Origin of the sequence: Bacillus sp. GMs2/2 (genome assembly GCF_050172095.1) — a bacterium.
Lineage (GTDB): Bacteria > Bacillota > Bacilli > Bacillales > Bacillaceae_G > Bacillus_A > Bacillus_A cereus.
On sequence record NZ_JBNLYE010000074.1, the window covers coordinates 1 to 17262 of the forward strand.

Below are 17262 nucleotides of genomic sequence, written 5' to 3' on the forward strand. Positions count from 1 at the left end.
ATTGTTACAGAAAAAAGAAATTTTACTTATTAGCCTTATGTTATTCTCTATGTTCTTTGGAGCAGGGAATCTTATATTTCCACCTTTCCTTGGGTATGAAGCAGGAGAACATGTTTGGATTTCATTAGTAGGGTTTATTATATCAGCAACAGGTCTTCCTATATTAGGTGTTATCTCTATTGCAAAAGCAGGAAGTTTTCAAACGTTAGCGGGTAGGGTTCATTCTTCATTTGCAATTATTTTTCCATGTATCGTGTATGTATTTATTGGACCTGGGCTTGGTATACCACGTGCGGGAAGTTTAGCTTTTGAAATGGGGCCAGGTCAGTTATTCCCTGAAGCAGGAAGCGGACTATTGTTGTTTTACACAGTTATTTTCTTTAGTATTGTTTACTGGTTAAGTTTATCTCCATCTAAATTAATGGGATTGTTTGGAAAAGTATTGACGCCGTTATTATTATGTATGATTGCACTTATTTTTATAAAGAGTATGTTTACACCGGTAGGAGATATGAAAGAACCAATAGGGAACTATGGACAAGCTCCTATGTTTCAAGGGTTTTTAGATGGATATTTAACAATGGATGCGTTAGCTGCTTTAATCTTTGGAATTGTTATTGCAAATGCATTACGTGCAAAAGGTATTGAAGATGATAAAAGTTTAGCGAAATATATGAGTATTGCTGGCATTGTGGCAGGATTATTATTATCGATTATTTATGTCATCCTTGGATATGTGGGGGCAATTAGTGGCTCATTAGGAACATTCGATAACGGTGCGAAAGTGTTAGCGCAAGTTATGACTACATTATTTGGGCAGGGCGGAGTCGTTTTATTAGGTCTTATTTTTACTATCGCATGTTTATGTGTTTCAATTGGACTTGTTACGTCTTGTAGTCAATTTTTTGCGAGTGCATTTCCGAAAGTATCTTATAAAGTGTGGGCATTTATAGTAAGCGTTGTTAGTATGATCTTAGCTAATTTAGGATTAACGCAAATTTTAAAAGTATCAGTTCCAATTCTTGGATTTATTTATCCAATTGCATTAACTCTTATTATTCTAGGGTTATTCCATAAGTATATTGGAAAGTATGCATACGTATATGCAGTAACTGTTTTGGTTGTAGCGATATTTAGTGCAATTGATATTTTAAATAAAAATGTAATGATGAATCAGTGGACGTCAGCATTAAAATACATTCCGTTTTATACAGAAGGTGTTGGGTGGATTGTTCCAGCTATTGTAGGCATGTGTCTTGGTTTCATCGTTAGCATTGTTTTAAATAAGAATAACTGAGTAAAAAGGTGTTTTCCGATTTTGGAAGACGCCTTTCTTTTTTGGAAAAAATACTATTGAAAATGAATAGACTAAGAGTATGATAAAGATAATTGGTAATATATAGGTTTAATGAGAGTTACAAATGAGGGGGGAGCGTATGAAGAAGGATTTGGATAAGAAAATAGAAGCACTCGAAACGGCAATTGAAACAATTCAAGAAGCACTTGCTGAATTAAAAGTGAAGCAAAGGGAAATAGAAGTAGAAAACGCTCAGCAACATGTTAGTAAGAACAAGAAAGAATATATTGAAACGGTAATGGAGGAAAAGCCAAAAGAAGAAATAGTTAAGATAAAAGAGCCTTTGCAAGAACGTGAGGTAAAACAAGTAGATATATCTGCTTTTAAACCAGAGCCATTTAATATTATTAAGTTTTGTCAAACATGGTTACCGCGTGTATTTGTCGGTATTATGTTGCTTGGAGTGATCTGGTTATTTAAAGCAGGGGTAGATGCTGGCTTATTAACACCAGCGATACGAATTGTGTTTGGTATCGTATTATCTATCGGATTGTATTATATAGGAGATATTCAAATTAAAAGAGAGCGGCAGGCGTTAGGGTTAGTATTAGCTGGAGGAAGTATTACCGGGATTGTTCTAACAACGTTTGCAGCACATTATTTATATGGATTTATTCCGGCAAGTGTCGCGTTTCTCTGTAATATTGCATGGGTTATTTTAGGTATTTATTTAGCGAAAAGATATCAATCGGAATATCTCACTATTTTCGTAGCGGTCGGAGCGTTCTTCGTACCATTCTTGTTAAATAGTACGACTCCTAATCCTTATATTTTCTTTGGATATGAGACAGTATTAACACTTAGTTTATTATGGTATGCGTTGAAAAATCGTTATAAATACTTATATATGATTTCTTACGCTGTTGCTGCCATTGTCCTTTTCGTTTTCTTTGCTGTTATGTCAATGTTAGTAGAGAACTTGCAAATACAGTTAACGATTGTATATGGTTTGATTCATTTACTATTATTTTGGCATATGTTTACGGAGAGAAGTTTTATACTAGAACCACGTTTGGCGATATTTAGTGCAAATGCAGTGTTCTTTATACTAGCTATTTCAAAAATACCTGATTTTACAACATGGGGATTAATTATTAGTGCAATCGTGCATGCCGCTATGTTCGTATTTGAATATAGGAAAAATAGACATTCTACATTTACAAATCTCTTATTTGGTTTCGCAATGGGAGCATTTAGTTTAGCAATTTTATATGAGTATAGTTTAGTGAATGCAGCGATTGTACTATTATTACAAGGTTTCCTCGGCATGGTCACTTCTATTAAAGTAAAACAACAGATAAAATTGTATGTTAGTGCGACGGTTTACGCAATTGGAATGATACAGACTATTTTTAGCCCGTTTGATCAATTTATTTCGGCAGGCTTTGTTGCTCATCTTATTTTAATAGGAACGTTCTATTATTGCATGAGAGAAGCGAAAGAAGTATTAGCGAGCTTCGGCAAATATATGTATTCTATAGTGCTCTATTGGTTTATGATAATTGTATTTATTACAATTACGAGAATCGGTGAAGTTTTATCTACAGATGGAAGCGTAATTAGTGTATCAGTATCGTTATTATGGATGGTATATGCATTATTTGCGGTTTGGTTTGGAAGAAATAGAAATATGAATGAAATATTATATGCTGGTTTAGTCGTTTTAGTCGTAACGGTAGGGAAGTTATTCTTACTTGACTTACCAGAGGTATCGATGATGATTAGGGCAGTGTTATTCCTAATCGTCGGTAGTATAGGTATCGTTATTTCAAGAATGTTTTTCTCGAAGGAAGAGAAGTGAGAAGAAGGCAATCCATGTATGGATTGCCTTTTTTATTATTTCTTATTAATTGTTACAGTTTCATTATATTTCGTTGTTGTATTTTGGCGTAGACGAAGCGTTGCTTGTCCAATTGTATTTGAATCAATCTGTACATTTACAACTTTCTCAGCAGAGCCTAAGCTGTTTGTTGTGAAAGAAAATGCACTGCTATATCCAAAAGTAGATGGCCAAGTGCCGTTTGCATTTTGTACTTTAGCCACTTGTGTTCCTCCAGTAGTGAAGATACCTAAAGAATAGTTGTTATAAGTTGTATTAGGTAGTAAGTTGTTTACTTGAATCTTCATTTGGAAAATTTCATTGTTTGGTAGAATGCTAGGGTGTGTAACGACGTAGTCGCTTGTTGTTACCGCACCATTATAACCGTATGAACCTGGTTTGAAAGTATTTGTATTAAACCATTGATAACCTGCATTTGGTGCACCCCAAGGTTCAGGTTGTGGTTCTGTTGATAAGCTTGGCTGTTCAAATGTCTGTAGAGCTGTAGGTGAATCAAGTTGTAAACCATTTACTTGATCTAAACTTGTAAATGTCTCTTTATTTGATAACCAATTTACGATGTTTTCTAATAAGATAGCATCGTTTTCTTCTTTATAACCATCGTAAGTTTTCTTTGTTTGGCCAGAATCTTCACGAACGTACTTTGGCGTAGCATCTTCAACAGGAGAAGAGTCACCAATAAAGGCAGCTTTTCCAAGTCCTACTTTTGCAATTGCAGCATATGGGCCTTCTGCAATACCACCGCCATTATAAACGCCACTATCAACAGCGTTATTCCATTTTGATGGATTTTCTGGAAGGTAAACAAGTCCTTTTGCTAGTTTTGGGTTTGTAATTGCTAGAGTAGAACCAGCATGCATTGCTACAGACGAAACACCTTTTGTAATTCCGAAAGATTGTTCAGGTGATACAATTGTTTTCGCTGAAACATCACCAAGTGCATTGTAGCGGAAGCGAATACCGAAGTTGTCAGAGAGCCAATCAGAGCTTTCTACTCCTTGCATAGCTTGTGAATTTGCTTCTTCATTAGACATTCCTTTTGCTGGATTATCCCAAGCACCGCGTCTATATCCATTAAATACTTCAGAAGAGTCCCAGCGATTTTTATTACGATCTGCATTGTAATGATCAGCAATAAAGAAGATACTACCACCATTTTTTACATATTGTAACATAGCGTCCTGCTCAGATTTTTTGTAAGGAATATTAGCTTCTGGAACGATAAATACATTGTAATCTTTTAAATCTTCGTACGTAATAGGTGTTGATTTACGAAGTTCCTTTACGTGATATCCGTTTTTTGCAATGCCGTTTCCGAAGTCAGAAAAGCCGCCGTCAATAACCCAGTCAGCTGTCCCAGCAGTTTGACCGTGTGTATTATCAAATAATACTTTCTTCCCATTGTTTTGATTTACAACTTTTGCAGCGATTTCAGGAGCTGGGTCTACAGAGCTTTCGGCATAAGTAGACGGTATGAACGAGGTCCCTATACTTAGTGTAATTGCTGTTGCTAAAGAAAATGTAATCCATTTTTTATTCTTCATAGAAGAATCCCCCTAATAATAAATATATGTGCTTTAATAATGTAATTTATTTTTCTGTAAAAATAAAGACGGAAAACATAAAAAATATTAAAAAATTGTAAAAATACCGTGAATTTTGTTGAGAAATATTTATATAGATATAAAAACATCCCTTCCAAGTAATAAGGAAGGGATGTTTTGCTTAACTAATTTTTGAGTTAGGTGTTTCATCAATCTTATGAAACCCTTTCATGTAATATACGATTGCTAAGCCGATAAGCCAAATTGGGCCGACAATCAATGCAATTCGTGTATCTTCTGAATACGCCATTATACATAAGACTAGTGCAAGGAAGGCAAGTGAGAAATATGAGCTTAATGGGTATAAAGGCATTTTATATGATAACTTTTGTTTATTTTGAGTAGGCAAGCTTTTACGGAATTTAATTTGAGCGACTAATATAATGCCCCAAGTCCAAATTGCACCAAAAGTTGAAATGCTAGTAAGCCATGTAAATACCTTTGCAGGTACGAGATAGTTTAATATAACACCAATGAGTAAAACGATAGCAGTTGCTACAATTCCTTGGCTTGGAATGCCATTTTTATTTAAACGACCAAATCTTTCAGGAGCTTTTTTCTGCTGAGCTAATGTATATAGCATACGGCCTGTACTAAATAAACCACCGTTACAAGAAGAAAGAGCTGCTGTTAATACGACAAAGTTAATAATACCTGCTGCTTTTGCGATACCAATTTGCTGGAATGTTAATACAAATGGACTGCCTTTCTCACCAAGTTCGTTCCATGGATAAATTGCCATCATAACGAATAATGCCCCAACGTAAAAGAGTAGAATTCTCCAAAATACGTTATCAATTGCCTTTGCGAGTGTTTTCTTCGGATTTTGAGCCTCACCAGCTGTAACACCGATTAATTCAACGCCTAAATAAGCGAATAGTACCATCTGCATGGAGAGTAGTAACCCAGAAAATCCATTTGGGAACCAGCCACCATGTGACCAAAGATTTGAAATACCAGTAGCGATACCACCGTTTCCGAATCCGAATAAAATAATACCAGCTCCGACCACTATCATACAGATAATTGTGACAATTTTAATGAGAGCAAACCAAAACTCAAGTTCTCCAAATACTTTTACCGATAAGAAGTTAAAAGCGCTCATTAATAATAGAGCAAGTAATGCCCAAGTCCAGCGCGGGATATCAGGGAACCAGTACTGCATGTAAATGCCAGCTGCTGTAATTTCAGCCATACAAGTAACAACCCATAAGAACCAGTAATTCCAACCAGTAATATAACCAGCGAGTGGTCCAATATAATCATATGCATATTTACTAAAAGAACCAGCAACAGGTTGTTCAATTGCCATTTCCCCAAGCGCTCGCATAATGAAAAAAATAACGAGACCGGCAATCATATAGCCTAGCAAAATAGAAGGACCTGCTAGTTTAATGGCGGAAGCGGATCCTAAAAATAGCCCAACGCCAATAGCTGAGCCCAGTGACATTAAAGTAATATGTCGTTCTTTTAAACCACGATTTAAAGTTCCAGATTTGTTTGTGTGCTGCATAAGAAGAATCCCCCTTGTAGAGTGAACGATATTTGAATGCGTTTACTAAATATTTAACTATTTCAAATTATAAAACATTTCTATCTGTTATGCTACAAAAATAATCATAATGAACTGTACTACATCTGTACTTGTCAGACTTAAACTTAAAATTCGAACTATTAGGGAATATATTGACTCTTCTTTTTATTGATTGTTAAGATTAAGTATTATATTTTCTCGCATACTAGTAAGAAAAAGAATGTGTGATAATAATTCAGGTGTAGGAAGGGTACATAAGCATGTTTCAATTACAAAAATATAACACTTCTGTGAAGCAAGAGTTTTTAGCTGGCATCACAACTTTTTTTACATTTGCGTATATTCTTTTCATCAATCCAAAAATATTATCTGATGCAGGTGTACCATTTGACCAAGCGTTTACAGCAACAATTATTGCAACCGTTGTTGGAACAGTAGGTATGGCGATTTTCGCGAATTACCCGATTGTTATTGCTCCAGCTATGGGAATGAATGCATATTTTGCTTATTCTGTTGTACAGAAGGCAGAAGGGATTACATATGTAGTTGCCTTTTCAGCTGTATTTGTAACGGGGATTATTTTTCTTTTATTATCTTTTACTTCGTTTAGGCAAAAGTTAATTTTAGCAATTCCTGATAGTTTAAAGCATGCAATTGCAGGTGGAATTGGACTATTTATTGCTTTTATTGGATTGCGCCTTTCTGGAATTATCGTGGATCATCCGTCTAATTTAGTTACGATTGGTGATTTTCATTCTCCAGCTGTTATTTTAACTTTAATTGGTTTAATATTAGCGGCGGTATTAATGACATTGCGTGTGAGCGGTGCATTATTTATTAGTATGATTGTGACAGGAATTATTGCCTTCTTTACAGGGCAATTGAAGTTTGCTGATAAAATTGTGGCGATGCCTCATTTACCAGAGGGTATCATCGTTTCAAACCCAATCAATGCCTTTTCAGATGTAATTGAATACGGATTATACGGCGTTGTATTTTCATTTTTACTTGTACTTTTATTCGATACAACAGGTGCATTACTCGGTTTAATTAAACAAGCAGGTTTAATTACAGACAATACAGAGAAGCGTTTTGGTAAAGCGTTTATTGCGGATGCAATTGGCGGGACTACAGGTTCTATCTTTGGAACAAGCCCAACAGCAGCGACGATTGAATCGTCAGCAGGTATTGCTGCAGGTGGTAAAACTGGATTAACAGGGATTGTAGTGGTTGGTCTAACAATTATAACGGCATTTTTTAGTCCTGTTATTGCTTCTCTATCAAGTGTAGCCGCTATTACAGCTCCTTCATTAATTATAGTAGGTAGTTTAATGGCGCAAAGCATTCGAGATATTAATTGGAATGAATTTGAAGATGCGTTACCAGCATTTTTAATTTTTATAGGTATTCCGTTAACATCTAGTATTGCAAATGGAATCGCAATTGGATTTTTAGTATATCCAGTCTTGAAAATTGTGAAGGGTAAAGGGATGGAAGTACATCCATTACTATACTTATTTGCATTCTTATTTGGATGTCATTTATTCTTATAATATAAATATAGGAGAGGGCCTTCTTATGGGAGGCTCCCTTTTTGTGTATAATAAAGTGAAACTATAGGCAGTAGGGGATGTCCTCACTGTGTATTAGCCCACACCAATTCAGATAAGGTGAAAACTTAATTGGTTTCGTAAAATATAAATTACGTAATGGAATATATATTACAATAAGGGTGAAGGAGGAACATGAATGGCTGTAAGTAAAATAAAAGTCGCGCGTGTTCAGTTAGATTTAACACAGCAACAATTAGCAGAAAAAGTAGGCGTTACAAGGCAAACGATTAGTTTAATTGAGAAGGGGAAATACAATCCATCTTTAGATTTATGTTTAAAAATTTGTTATGCAGTAGATAAAACGTTGAATGATTTGTTTTGGGAGGAAAAGGAGTGGTAGGATGAAAATCGTGAAAGATGAACGTTTAATGATTGAAGGGTTAAAACATATTAGATTAGCTTTCATCTTACAAAATATCGTCATACTAGCTATCGTCTTTTACCGCTATGTCTTGCAAGGGGCAGGATATGAAAGTGTTTCGGATTTATTAATGGTATTTATGGGCGGGATAATAATTATTAACTTTTTAAATCTGAAAAATTCAGTGGAAGTGTATGAGCATACGGGCGGAGTGTCGCGTCGTTATTTTATGAAGCTATTATTCATTCCGGTGGGTATTATTATTGGGATTTTAGCTATTTGTATCGTTGTAACACCAGATATTTCGATAAAGGAAATTAGTATGACAGGACTTATTATGTTTGCTTGTTTTTTAGTTCCTAGTTTGTTTATATACATATATATGAAAAAAATAAAAAGAGAAGATTGAAATATAAGAAAGGCTTTCCCGTATTGAGGAAAGCTTTTCTTATATCTTTTTATACAAAACTTTATGAAGGCCAATTGGTTTAATTTCAAAAATTTCACCATGCTCCTGAAAGCCTAATCGCTTGTAATAGTCAGTTACAGTAATTCGGCCATTACACCATAACATATTTGCTTGACGCTCTTGTAAGATTTGTTCTGCATTCTGAATTAAGGAGCTTCCAGCGTGGTTGTTTCGAAACTCAGGTAATGTGGCCATTCCTCGTAGACGATAATGAATACCGGCTGGTAGGTCAGGGTATATTTCTTTTGAGAAGGAAGCGATACTAATTAGTTCATCGTTTATAAATGCGCCTAAGTGGAAGGTGTCTGTTTCATAATCGGAAGGATATTTACAATCTGCTAATGTTTGATTGGGGCGTAAAATTTTTTGACGTAATACGTAAGTTTCAGATCCCTCAATATTTTTCACGATAATCATATTAACATCCTTTCTTATAAGGCCTTTTCTGTTAATTGTATAAAGAAATAAGCAGGTGCGGCGAGAAGTCCGAGTATGCTAGCAGTTCCGAGAAGGAGTGAAAGTAGGAGGCAAGAATATTTTATTCCATTCGATTTTTTCCATCCGTAACTACAAATCTCAATACTAACACCGATGAGAATAATGGCAACGAGTATTTCTGCTAATAATAAAAGAGCTAAAGTTACAATAGACATAATGTGATCCATCCTCATAATATGTGATAGTAACATTTTACCATATGAAGTTAAAAAAATGCCCCTCAATTATGTGAGGGGCATTTTTTTACTCTAATATGTTTTTTAGTGTATCGATATGTTCTTTTGAACCTGTTACAAGTAATGTGTCACCGTGTTGTAGTCTTGTATCACCATGTGGTATTAATGCTTTGTTACCGCGGTAGATTTGAATGACAAGTACATCACCTAAAAACGGGAGGCGGCGAAGCGCAACGCCGTTATATTTATTGCTGCGCAGTTCAACTTCACGTACTGTTTCGTTTGCTGTTGTAATTAAGCGAACGAGACTAGGTTTATCAATAAGTGCACGTAATAAAATACGTGTAGAGTTAATTGTTGAGAATACAGCGATATGTTCTTGCGTTGCTTTTTCTTGTAGAAGTGGATCTTCTACACTTGCAATAACATGTTCAACACCTAGCTCTTTTGCATGTTCTGCCAATAATAAGTTTTGTTCATCATCGCTTGTTGCAACAACGACGCGATCTGCATCAAATGCTGTTTGTTCAGTTAATGATGCGATTGTGATGTCATCTAATTTCACGATAGGGAAGTCATGTGATTTCGCTTCTTCATCATTTATTTTGTTTTGACGCATCATATATAGCGTTACGTCATAATCTTCTCGTTTTAAATCTAGCGATAACGGAAGGGTAATTCTGCTCGCGCCAATAATAGCTACTTTTGGTTTTGGTGTTTCTACTTTTGGGAACATTTTTTTAAACAATATAGGTGCAAAAATACAAGTAATAACTGCGCTTAAAATAAGAGAGGCAGATAAACTTGGACTGATGATCTCCAGTTTTTCACCAATTTGTGCAGCCGCAATAACTAAAGAAAGTGTCGATGTTAATAAGATTGCACTTCCAAGTACGATATTACGTGGATACCATTTTCTTAAGACGAGTGATGGTAAGAGTTTCGAAATAAAGAGTCCTACAATTAAGATTGGAATCATTAGCATGCTAGAAGGTTCTTTGAAAATAGACCACACCTCTAGATTTACACCAACCATTACGAAGAAAATAGGGATGAAGAAACCATAGCCGATAGAATCAAGTTTTTCCACCATATCTTCATTTGGTGATAATAACGATACAAGTACACCTGCTAAGAAGGCACCTAAAATATTTTCTGCTCCAACAGATTCCGATAACCCAACTAAGATTAAAATGAGTGCAAAAACAGCTCGTGTATCAATTTGTACACTACCAGCTTTTAAACTATCTAAGTATGGAATGTTTTTAAAGCGTTTTGCAATAAAGTAAATGACAATACCGGCACCGAATAGAATAAGTAAGAGCCACATACTTTGACCGCTTTCGGAATTTAATCCGACGAAAACAGCGAGTAAAATCATTGTAACTAAGTCTGCGATAACAGCAACTAATAAAATGATTTGTCCGATTGCAGTTTTTCCTAGGTTGTTTTCTTTTAATGTTGGTACAACAACACCTAAAGAAATAGTTGAAATAATTAAAGTCATGAACATTGCATTATCTACAAATCCTAGCCATACGAATAGTAATGATAGGGCATAAGATAAGATGAAAATAAATAAGAAGATAATGCTTGCTACTTGAAATGTATTTGGCTCGTTTGTCGTATTTTTTTTCCCTTTTTGTTTAAAGATAGAAAAATCAATTTCTAAACCGCTTAAGAACATGAGGAAGATAAATCCTAATGTTGATAAAACTTGAAGCCATATATCTGGCTCAATAATATTAAACCCACTTTTACCTACAAAGATTCCTGCAATAATTTCTGCAACGACAACAGGAAGTGCTTTTAATTTAAAGCGTTGTAACAAAAGGGGAACGAAAAACGCGATTGCAACGACAACCATAAGTGATAGAACAGAAGTATGATGTTCCATTGCGTTCTCTCCCTTCAAATAAATATAGTACCTATTTAGCCATATAATAGGTAGAAAAGCAACGCATATGGATTCGATTTCATAAAGAAAGATTTTTCTTAACATTTGTCATAATAAGTATATTTTTCATGATTCTGTTGTTAATTCCGTAATGTGGATGTAATAGGGGAGGGAATAAAAAAAAGACTGCTGAGGAATCTCAGCAGTCTTTTTCATGTACATTACATTGAGAAGAAGATCCATACAGTTAAACCAACTGTTGCAGTTGCAACGAAGAAACTGTATATCATTGTAAGAATTTGAACTCTTCCTTCTCCTTCTTTTAAATGCATGAACATAATTAATTGTAACAATGCTTGCGCAACAGCCATTATGATAATAGTTGTTAAGACTGTTGAAAGTGGCAATGTTGTGTAAAGTGCCACGTATAACGCTAGAAACGTTAATGCAAGCGATAAAATAAATCCGAAAACGTGTGACCAAGGGAATCCGCTATGCGCATGCCCGTTTGCTTGATTGTTGTTTTGAGCCATTTACGCCACCATCCCGTTCAAGTAAACTAGTGTGTAAATAAAGACCCAAACTAGATCAAGGAAATGCCAGTATAAGCTGATAATGAATACTTTACGAGCTGTAACTGGTGTTAAACCTCGTTTTAAAATTTGGATAATAACACAAGTTGCCCAAATGATACCGCCTGTTACGTGAGCTCCGTGCGTTCCAAGAAGAACGAAGAATCCAGATAAGAAAGCACTTGTTTGAATTGTTGCGCCTTCACCAATGTACATAATGAACTCTTCGATCTCAAAGAATAGGAAACCTGCACCTAAAAGTAATGTAAGGACGAACCATCCAAGCATCGCTTTTTGGTTATGCTTACGCATTTCATGAATTACGATACCGCATGTAAAACTACTTGTTAAAAGTAGTAATGTTTGAATTAAAAGCGTTTTAAGTTCAAACAATTGCGCTGGTGTTGGGCCATCTGCCGTACGACCAGCAAGGACTAGATAAGAGGCGAAAAGTGTTGCGAACAGCATAATTTCAGCCCCAAGAAAAATCCAGAATCCTAGGATATTCAATCTGCTTTGTTCGGATTGATATTCCAAAGGTAAGCTTTTATCTAAAGCCGCCATGTCATTTCACCTCTCATGCTATATGTTCTGTTTTTTTAATTTCATCAACACTGATATAGTAACCTTCATCATAATCGAATGAACGATAGATTAAGCAAGCTAAAATACCAACTCCACCGATTGCTGCAAGCCAGAACCAGCTAAATACTAATGCGAAACCTGCAAGACCGAAGAATCCAGACGCAATAATAGGCACACCAGAGTTACTTGGCATGTGAATTGGTTTGATATCTTCTGCTGCTGGTGTAACTGTTTCTCCGCGTTTTTTCATGTACCAGAAAGCATCAGCTTCTTTAATTTCAGGAAGCTTCGCGAAGTTGTAATGTTGTACAGGAGAGTGAGTTGCCCATTCAAGTGTACGACCATCCCATGGATCTCCAGTTGTGTCACGTTCACCGTGACGTGCACTCCAAATTACGTTGTAGCAAAGAAGTAGGAAGCCGATACCCATCATTACCGCACCAACAGATGCGATTTGGTTTAGCCATCCCCATCCAAGACTTTCAGAGTAAGTGTACATACGACGAGTCATACCGTCTAAACCTAAGAAGTACATTGGGAAGAAACAGATGTTGAATCCGCTCATAAAGATCCAGAATGTCCATTTACCTAGGCGTTCATTTAACATATGACCAGTCATTTTTGGATACCAGAATGTGAATCCAGCAAGCATAGCGAATACTGTACCTGCGATTAATACGTAGTGGAAGTGAGCGATTAGGAAGTAGCTGTTATGGTACTGATAATCAGCTGCTGCCATACCAAGCATAACCCCTGTAACCCCACCGACTACGAAGTTTGGAATAAATGCCAATGACCAAAGCATTGGAACTGTAAAACGAATACGTCCTTTATACAGTGTAAACAACCAGTTAAAGATCTTAACACCGGTTGGAATCGAAATCGCCATTGTCGAAATCGAGAAGAATGAGTTAACCGCTGGACCTGCACCCATCGTGAAGAAGTGGTGAAGCCATACGACGAAACTTAGTAAAGAAATTGCAACCATTGAGTATACCATCGCACTGTAACCGAATAGACGTTTACGTGAGAATGTACTAATGATTTCAGAGAAAATACCGAATGCCGGTAAAATAACGATATATACTTCAGGGTGACCCCATACCCAGAATAGGTTGGCCCATAACATTGGCATACCGCCGCTCGCCATCGTAAAGAAGTGAGCATCGAATAGACGGTCAAATGTCATTAATGCAAGAGCAACTGTTAATACTGGGAAAGCGAAAATAATGATAATTGTTGTAATTAAGATTGACCAAGTAAACATTGGCATTCTCATTAAAGTCATACCAGGTGTACGCATTTTTAAGATAGTAACAAGGAAGTTAATACCTGTCATTAACGTACCGAGACCTGAAATCTGTAATGCAATTGCGTAGTAGTTATTTCCTACACCAGAAGTAAACTCTGTACCTGCCATTGGGAAGTAAGAAGTCCACCCAGCGTCTGGAGAACCACCGATTACGAAAGCGATGTTGAATAACATTGCTCCGACAAAGAATAACCAGAAACTTAAAGCATTTAAGAACGGATATGCAACGTCACGAGCACCAATTTGTAATGGTACTACAAGGTTCATTAATCCCATAACGAATGGCATCGCCATGAAAAGAATCATAACTGTACCGTGTGTTGTAAAGATTCCGTTATAGTGTTCAGCATTTAAATAAGTTGTTTCTGGGAATGTTAACTGTGCACGGATCATTAAACCGTCCATACCACCACGGAATAACATAATAACCGCAGAGATAATATACATGACCCCAATCTTTTTATGGTCAACAGTTGTTAACCATTCGTCCCAAAGCCATTTCCATTTTTTATACTTTGTTAGTACGAAAATGATTGCTAATGTCACAAGAACGATAGAAGCGTCTGCACCGTAAATAATCGGGTCACCTGTGACAAAGAATTCATCAAGCTTCACTGTGTTCACTCCAATCTGTTGGAATTATAGCTATTATTTTTTGTTTTTGTAGTAGTTGTAATCACAATATTCAAGTGATTTTGGATCAACATAACTTAAGTGGTGACTAGAGAATGTCATACGACCAACTACACCAGGTTTAACAATTTCGTTGTACTTAGCTTCTGTTAGTTTAGGAGCAGTTTCTTGTACTTCTTTAACCCACTTGTCATACTTCTCTTTAGTTTTTGCTTCAACTTCGAACTCCATGTGAGTGAATCCTTCACCAGAGAAGTTCGCGCTACGGCCTAGGTAAGAACCTGGCTTATCAGCTTGTAAATAAAGGTCCATAATCATGCCATCCATAGTGTACTTCATACCACCAAGTTCTGGTACCCAGAAAGCATTCATTGGGCCGACAGAAGTCAGTTTGAATTGAATTGGTACACCAGCTGGGATGTTTAAATAGTTAACGGTTTCAATTTTTTCCTCTGGATAACTGAATAACCATTTCCAGTTTGCAGATGTAACATAAATCTCCACTGGTTTAATATGTTCGGACTCTTTCGGAACCTCTTCCGAAGCATAAGTTGCTTTTACTGTTGGAATCGATAATGCGATAACGATAATAACAGGAACAAGCGTCCAAATGATTTCTAATAATGTGTTACCGTGTTGTTCAGGTGGCTCATAGTCCATATTCTCTGGTTTTTCACGATAACGAATCAAGATGACTGTAAACAAGATGAATACAATTGCGATAATTAATGACATAAGCAAGAATGACCAAACAATTAAATCATACTGTGCTTTTGCAACAGGTCCTTGCGGATTTAATACTGCGAGTTTTTTATCACAGCCACCGAGGAACAGAAGTAATGATAACGGAAGAAGCGAAGCCAACTTCCAAAACGCTTTCTTTAGTTGCACGATTGAAAATCTCCTTTCTCCTTGGATTGAAACTATGCCAATAAAACAATATAAACCTATTAATTTATAGAAGGCAATAGTTTTTGATATATTGTTAAAAAATAGACACAAATGCACACTTTTTAAGGTGAATATCATTTGTAACTTGATTACATTGTAAACTATTTTCCAGAGAAAAACGTGATTGTGAAAATTTTAAGATAAATAAAGTTATACCAGGATATCCAAGAAATAGAAAAAAGCTATCTTATGATAAGAAAGATAGCTGAATATTTTGTATATTTAGTTTATTTCTTGTGTGACAGTTCGTGGCTGTTCAAGTGTGACAATTTTTTTATATTTAACTTGGTATAAAATGTAACAAATAATCATAAATGGAATGCCGCAATAAAGAGCAATTCTTTGATCTGGAATGAAAGCCAAACTAACAAATGTAATGAAATTGAGCGAGAACGCTACGATTGGAACGAGTGGATAGAGCGGTGTACGATATTTTAAATCATTTATGTCGCCACCATTTTTCACGAAATTTCTACGGAAGAAAAACTGTGAAGCGGCGATTGACATCCAAACTACAACGGCAGCCATTGCTGCAATAGATGTTAAAACTAGAAAGACAGTATCTGCCGCAAATACACTTGTTAGTAAGGACAGGCTAGCGAAAATCAGGCTGAAAATTAATGCATTTAGCGGTACACCTTTTTTAGTTAATTTCGTAAATGCTGGACTTGCCATTCCTTGTTTTGCCATCGCCCACAGCATACGAGAATTTGCGTATAGACCAGAGTTAGCAACGGATAATACAGCTGTAATAATAACAAAGTTCATAATGTCTGCTGCATATGGGACACCGGCTACATCAAATACAAGTACAAAGGGACTTTCGACTAGATTAGCCTCTTGCCATGGGAGTAAACCTACAACAACTGATATCGCTAAGACGAAGAAGAAGAGAGTTCGCCAAATTGTGTTTTTAATTGCTTTTGGAATTGTTTTTTCAGGATTTTCACTTTCGCCTGAAGCGATTCCAATTAATTCTGTTCCTTGGAAGGAGTAATTTACTGTAATCATCGTAAGAAGAACAGCTAATGCACCATTTGGAAATAGCCCGCCATTTTCAGTGAAATTATGAAGCATTGGAGCTGGCTTTCCATTGAAGTCTAGTAGACCGAACATAACAGCACCACCAAGCACGATGAAAATAACAATTGTCGCGACTTTTACACTTGCGAACCAAAACTCTGCTTCTGCATATGCTTTTGCTGATAAAGCGTTTACAAGGAAGAGGGCCGCTGCAAATGTAACGCACCAAATCCATGAAGAAACGTCTGGAAACCAGCGTTTCATTAAAATACTTACAGTTGTTAACTCCACGCCAACTGTAACAGCCCAATTTAACCAATACATCCAACCGACAACAAATCCAAAACCAGGTGAAATGAATTTGCTTGCATAACTTTGGAATGAACCTGCTTCTGGCATAGCAACGGATAATTCACCAAGACATAACATCGTTAAATACATAACAAATCCACCGACTAAAAATGCAAGAATAGCACCACCAGGTCCGGCATTATGGACAATTTGACCAGATCCCATAAATAGCCCGGTTCCGATAACACCGCCGAGTGCAATCATAAATAGGTGTCTACTTTTCATTGTTCGTTTTAAATCTGTTTGTTCAATTTGTTGATTCATATGCCCTCACCCCGTATTTTCTTGAATGTGTGAACTTCGTTTTATTCTGAGTTTTTAATCATTAGTGGGGGATGCAACACACACTCGGTTTATTTGCTATGAAATGAATGGAGTATGTAAAAAAACGAACTATGACTAAATACTCTAAGAATGTTTGTTAACATGGTGATATCTTCACTATGTTAACAATTTTGATTTTAGCAAAATATTCTGGAAATGTAT

15 protein-coding genes are annotated in these 17262 nt (G+C 36.1%); 5 read left to right on the forward strand and 10 right to left on the reverse strand.

What is annotated here, in order from left to right; all coding sequences use genetic code 11:
* Position 1: 1 nt before the first annotated feature.
* Together brnQ1 and ACQGS6_RS12200 are read left to right on the forward strand one after the other, a co-directional pair.
* Positions 2 to 1297, forward strand: a complete 1296-nt coding sequence (gene brnQ1 / locus ACQGS6_RS12195) for a branched-chain amino acid transport system II carrier protein BrnQ1 (protein WP_426965178.1) — start codon at positions 2 to 4, stop codon at positions 1295 to 1297.
* 139 nt (positions 1298 to 1436) lie between these two features.
* Positions 1437 to 3158, forward strand: a complete 1722-nt coding sequence (locus ACQGS6_RS12200; protein ID WP_000710924.1) for a DUF2339 domain-containing protein — start codon at positions 1437 to 1439, stop codon at positions 3156 to 3158.
* A 35-nt stretch (positions 3159 to 3193) separates the two neighbouring features.
* Here the strand turns inward: ACQGS6_RS12200 and ACQGS6_RS12205 are convergent, their stop codons facing one another.
* Together ACQGS6_RS12205 and ACQGS6_RS12210 are read right to left on the reverse strand one after the other, a co-directional pair.
* Complete coding sequence (locus tag ACQGS6_RS12205) at positions 3194 to 4741, reverse strand: DNA-binding protein (protein ID WP_000791508.1); 1548 nt, start codon at positions 4739 to 4741, stop codon at positions 3194 to 3196.
* 181 nt (positions 4742 to 4922) lie between these two features.
* Entirely contained in the window at positions 4923 to 6314 is a 1392-nt protein-coding gene (locus ACQGS6_RS12210; RefSeq protein WP_001164895.1) for an amino acid permease, read from the reverse strand.
* Between the two features lie 281 nt (positions 6315 to 6595).
* Between ACQGS6_RS12210 and ACQGS6_RS12215 the strand changes: the two genes are divergently transcribed.
* The 3 genes from ACQGS6_RS12215 (at position 6596) to ACQGS6_RS12225 (ending at position 8718) form a co-directional block, all read left to right on the forward strand.
* Positions 6596 to 7888 (forward strand): NCS2 family permease, encoded by a 1293-nt coding sequence (locus ACQGS6_RS12215; RefSeq protein ID WP_426965179.1) that lies wholly within the window; start codon positions 6596 to 6598, stop codon positions 7886 to 7888.
* Between the two features lie 196 nt (positions 7889 to 8084).
* Positions 8085 to 8288, forward strand: a complete 204-nt coding sequence (locus tag ACQGS6_RS12220; protein ID WP_000301183.1) for a helix-turn-helix transcriptional regulator — start codon at positions 8085 to 8087, stop codon at positions 8286 to 8288.
* Between the two features lies 1 nt (position 8289).
* Positions 8290 to 8718 (forward strand): hypothetical protein, encoded by a 429-nt coding sequence (locus ACQGS6_RS12225; protein ID WP_000706629.1) that lies wholly within the window; start codon positions 8290 to 8292, stop codon positions 8716 to 8718.
* Between the two features lie 39 nt (positions 8719 to 8757).
* Here the strand turns inward: ACQGS6_RS12225 and ACQGS6_RS12230 are convergent, their stop codons facing one another.
* The 8 genes from ACQGS6_RS12230 to ACQGS6_RS12265 form a co-directional block, all read right to left on the reverse strand.
* Complete coding sequence (locus ACQGS6_RS12230; RefSeq protein ID WP_000587681.1) at positions 8758 to 9195, reverse strand: GNAT family N-acetyltransferase; 438 nt, start codon at positions 9193 to 9195, stop codon at positions 8758 to 8760.
* A gap of 14 nt (positions 9196 to 9209) precedes the next feature.
* Complete coding sequence (locus ACQGS6_RS12235; protein ID WP_044129536.1) at positions 9210 to 9467, reverse strand: DUF4022 family protein; 258 nt, start codon at positions 9465 to 9467, stop codon at positions 9210 to 9212.
* A 52-nt stretch (positions 9468 to 9519) separates the two neighbouring features.
* Positions 9520 to 11349: a monovalent cation:proton antiporter family protein gene (locus tag ACQGS6_RS12240; protein ID WP_000399972.1), complete on the reverse strand. Its 1830-nt coding sequence runs from the start codon at positions 11347 to 11349 to the stop codon at positions 9520 to 9522.
* Positions 11350 to 11570: 221 nt separating this feature from the next.
* Positions 11571 to 11882, reverse strand: coding sequence for a cytochrome aa3 quinol oxidase subunit IV (gene qoxD, locus ACQGS6_RS12245; RefSeq protein WP_000068425.1), 312 nt, complete (start codon positions 11880 to 11882; stop codon positions 11571 to 11573).
* Complete coding sequence (qoxC, locus tag ACQGS6_RS12250; RefSeq protein WP_000729318.1) at positions 11883 to 12485, reverse strand: cytochrome aa3 quinol oxidase subunit III; 603 nt, start codon at positions 12483 to 12485, stop codon at positions 11883 to 11885.
* A gap of 13 nt (positions 12486 to 12498) precedes the next feature.
* On the reverse strand, positions 12499 to 14433 hold the full coding sequence (gene qoxB / locus ACQGS6_RS12255; RefSeq protein WP_426965180.1) for a cytochrome aa3 quinol oxidase subunit I: 1935 nt from the start codon (positions 14431 to 14433) through the stop codon (positions 12499 to 12501).
* A gap of 33 nt (positions 14434 to 14466) precedes the next feature.
* Positions 14467 to 15342 (reverse strand): cytochrome aa3 quinol oxidase subunit II, encoded by an 876-nt coding sequence (locus ACQGS6_RS12260; RefSeq protein WP_001176162.1) that lies wholly within the window; start codon positions 15340 to 15342, stop codon positions 14467 to 14469.
* 282 nt (positions 15343 to 15624) lie between these two features.
* Positions 15625 to 17040 (reverse strand): amino acid permease, encoded by a 1416-nt coding sequence (locus ACQGS6_RS12265; RefSeq protein ID WP_001075749.1) that lies wholly within the window; start codon positions 17038 to 17040, stop codon positions 15625 to 15627.
* Positions 17041 to 17262 lie beyond the last annotated feature (222 nt).